The following is a 3,040-nucleotide window of genomic DNA, read 5'->3' on the forward strand; positions in this document are numbered from 1 at the left end:
CACCCGCCCCCCGCACGATTCCAGTGGAGGCCCACCGACCGGCGGGCCCGTACGGTCTGCGCTCTCGGGAGGATCTGCCATGACCGTCAGTCTGGAACAGATGCGCCGCTGCCATTTCGCCGTCGACCTCGGGGCCGCGCGGACCCGCGTCTACGTCAAGGGTGCCGGACTCGTCGTCGACCAGCCGTCCGTCGCCGCCGTGAACACCAAGACCGGCGCGCTGATCGCGGTCGGGGAGTTCGCCGAGAAGATGACGGGGCGTACCCCCCACTACATCCGGGTCGTACGGCCCGTGTCCGGCGGGACGGTCGTCGACATCGAGATGGCGCAGCGCATGCTGCGGCACCTGATCGGCGACAAGGTACGGCGGACGCTGCGCCGCAAGCCCTTCCTGCGGGCCGCCGCCTGCACCCCGCACGACGCCGACCCGCTCGCGCAGCGCGCGACCATCGAGACGCTCGTCGGGCTCGGCGCCCGGCGCGTCGAGCTCGTCGACACCCTCGTCGCCGCCGCCGTCGGGTGCGGGCTGCCCGTCGAACGGCCCGAGGCGACCATGGTCATGGTGTGCGGCGCGGCCGCCACCCAGCTCGCCGTGCTCTCCCTCGGCTCGATCGTGACCGCCCAGCGGATCCCGGTCGGCGGCGAGGCCGTCGACCACGCGATCGTGCAGCATCTGCGCCACCAGCACGAGCTGATGCTGCCCAGCCAGTCCGTACGGCCGCTGCAACTCGCCCTCTCCGGCAACGGGCTCACCGCCCACGGGCCGGAGTCCACCGAGATCCACGGACGGGACGTCGCCACCGGCCTCGCCCGCTCCGTCCAGGTCGACACCGCCGCCGTGCGCGACGCCATCCAGACGCCGCTGACCGCCGTACTCGACGGCATCGGCAAGGTGCTGCGGGACTGCCCGCCCGACCTGGTGGCCGACCTCGCCGACCGGGGCATCATGATGGTCGGCGGCAGCGCGCTGCTCCCCGGGTTCGACCAGATGCTGCGGCGGGCCACGGGAATGCCGGTGCACATCGCCGAACGGCCGGACGTGTGCGCGGTGCAGGGCCTCGGGTACATGCTGGAGGGCAAGATCGAGCCCATGGTTCTCGACCCGCTGGCCACCTGAGGCCGGCCCCCGAACCGGCAGCCCACCATCACCGTCCCCATGGCAGGACCGTCTCCTCTGCCGCCGCGTCTCGAAGCCGTGCTCGGCATCGGTTCCGACCTCGAACTGCGCACCACGCTCCAGCACATCGTGGACAGCGCGGCCGAGTTGACCGGTGCCCGGTACGCGGCGTTCGGGATGACCGACCCCGGGCAGGAAGGCCTCGTGGAGATCCGCGGGGCCGATCCGGGGCTCGCGGAACGGGCGGGTGCCGATGAGCAAGGCGTCACCGTCATCGACGTACCGATCCACGTCGACGACGGTGACGGGAACGGCGATGGGGACGGTGACAGTGACGGTGACGGTGAGGAGTTCGGGCGGCTGTATCTCGGCGAGAAGCTCGACGGGACCCGATTCACCGACGCCGACCGGCAGTTGCTGCGGGTGCTGGCCGCGCAGGCCGGTATCGCGATTGGCAACGCCCGGCTGTACGAGACCGCGCGGCAGCGCGAGCGCTGGATCGAGGGTGCCGCCGCCGTCACCACCGCGCTGCTCACCGGCGGGGCCGACGACGACGCGCTGATGACGGTCGCGCACCGCGCCCGGCTCCTCGCCGACGCCGCCGCGGGCGTCATCCTGCAACCGACGGACACCGGGGGCATGGAGGTCGTGACCGCCTCCACTCTGGACGACGAGGATCCCGGTGACATCGTCGGCACCACCATCACCCCCGGCAGCCCGGTCCTCGCCCAACTCCTGGGCGGGGAACCGGTGTTCGTGGACGACGCGGCGACCGACCCACGGCTGACGACCCCGGCACGGTACCGGTTCGGGCCCGGCATGCTGCTGCCCCTGCAGGCGGAGGGGCGGCTGATCGGCACGCTCGCGCTGCCCCGGCGGCGCGGTGACCGCCCGTACACCGACGTGGAACGCCTCCTCGCGACGCAGTTCGCCTCGCAGGCCGCCCTCGCGCTCGTCCTCGCCGACGCCCGGCGCCGCCGGGCCCGCCTCGCGGTGTACGAGGACCGCGACCGGATCGCCCGCGACCTGCACGATCTCGTCGTCCAACGGCTGTTCGCCACCGGCATGATGCTGGAGTCCGCGCAGCGCCGGGCCGTCGGCGACGACGACGTGCGGGAGATCCTCGGGCACGCCGTCGACGAACTCCAGGCCACCGTCCAGGAGGTCCGCACGACCATCTTCGCCCTCCAGCAGCCCCCGGCCGACGCGCCGACCACCCTGCGCGGCAAGGTACTTCGGGAGGCGGCGGGTGCGGCGGCGACACTCGGCCGCCGCCCGTCCGTCCACTTCACCGGCCCCGTCGAGCACCGCGTCCCGTACCCGGTCGCCGCCCGCCTCCTGGCCGCCCTGCGCCACGCCCTCGCCGTCGCCGTCCGGCGCCCCGCCGTCACCCGCGTCGAGATCACGGTCGACGCGACGGCGGTCCTGCCGGACGGCCGGGACGGCGTACGGCTGACGGTCTACGACGATGGCGGCAGCGGCGACGCGACAACGGGCGCAGGCCCGGGTACGACGGTCATCTGGCAGGCCCCGCTGGAAAACGGCACTCTGGGATGAGGTCACGGACCGTGGGCGGCGGAGGGGCAGCCAGTGACGGACATTGACACGAGCAACGGCAGGGACACACGCATCGGCACGGGTGCGGACGTTCGCGCGGGCGCGAGCACGGGCACGCGCGTCGGCACGCGCGTCCGCACGCGCATCGGGGTGACCGGGCACCGCTCGATCCCCGCCGCCGTGCTGCCGTCCGTTCGCACGGGCATCCGTCGTCAGCTTCAGGGCGACACGGAGATGGAGGCCCTGAGCTGCCTCGCGGCCGGGGCCGACCAGCTCTTCGCCGATCTGGCGCTTGACCGGGGCATCCCGGTCACGGCCGTGATTCCCGGTATGGACTACGAGGCCCACCTCGGCGACGCCGACACC

The 3,040-nt window shown here is 73.3% G+C and carries 2 protein-coding genes and 1 pseudogene; all 3 read left to right on the forward strand.

Annotated elements, in window-relative coordinates; genetic code table 11:
• Positions 1 to 79 precede the first annotated feature (79 nt).
• Positions 80 to 1,117: a rod shape-determining protein gene (locus AOK08_RS40685; RefSeq protein WP_055535447.1), complete on the forward strand. Its 1,038-nt coding sequence runs from the start codon at positions 80 to 82 to the stop codon at positions 1,115 to 1,117.
• A gap of 39 nt (positions 1,118 to 1,156) precedes the next feature.
• Positions 1,157 to 2,674, forward strand: a complete 1,518-nt coding sequence (locus AOK08_RS40690; RefSeq protein WP_055535449.1) for a sensor histidine kinase — start codon at positions 1,157 to 1,159, stop codon at positions 2,672 to 2,674.
• Between the two features lie 144 nt (positions 2,675 to 2,818).
• Positions 2,819 to 3,040, forward strand: a pseudogene (locus tag AOK08_RS40695) (hypothetical protein); the annotation flags it as partial.

It is taken from the genome of Streptomyces graminilatus (assembly GCF_001418565.1).
Classification (GTDB): domain Bacteria; phylum Actinomycetota; class Actinomycetes; order Streptomycetales; family Streptomycetaceae; genus Streptomyces; species Streptomyces graminilatus.

Excerpts from the sequence above, each read along its gene's own strand:
- AOK08_RS40685 (WP_055535447.1), top strand. The coding sequence starts at position 80 with ATGACCGTCAGTCTGGAACAGATGCGCCGCTGCCATTTCGCCGTCGAC.
- AOK08_RS40690 (WP_055535449.1), top strand. The coding sequence starts at position 1,157 with ATGGCAGGACCGTCTCCTCTGCCGCCGCGTCTCGAAGCCGTGCTCGGC.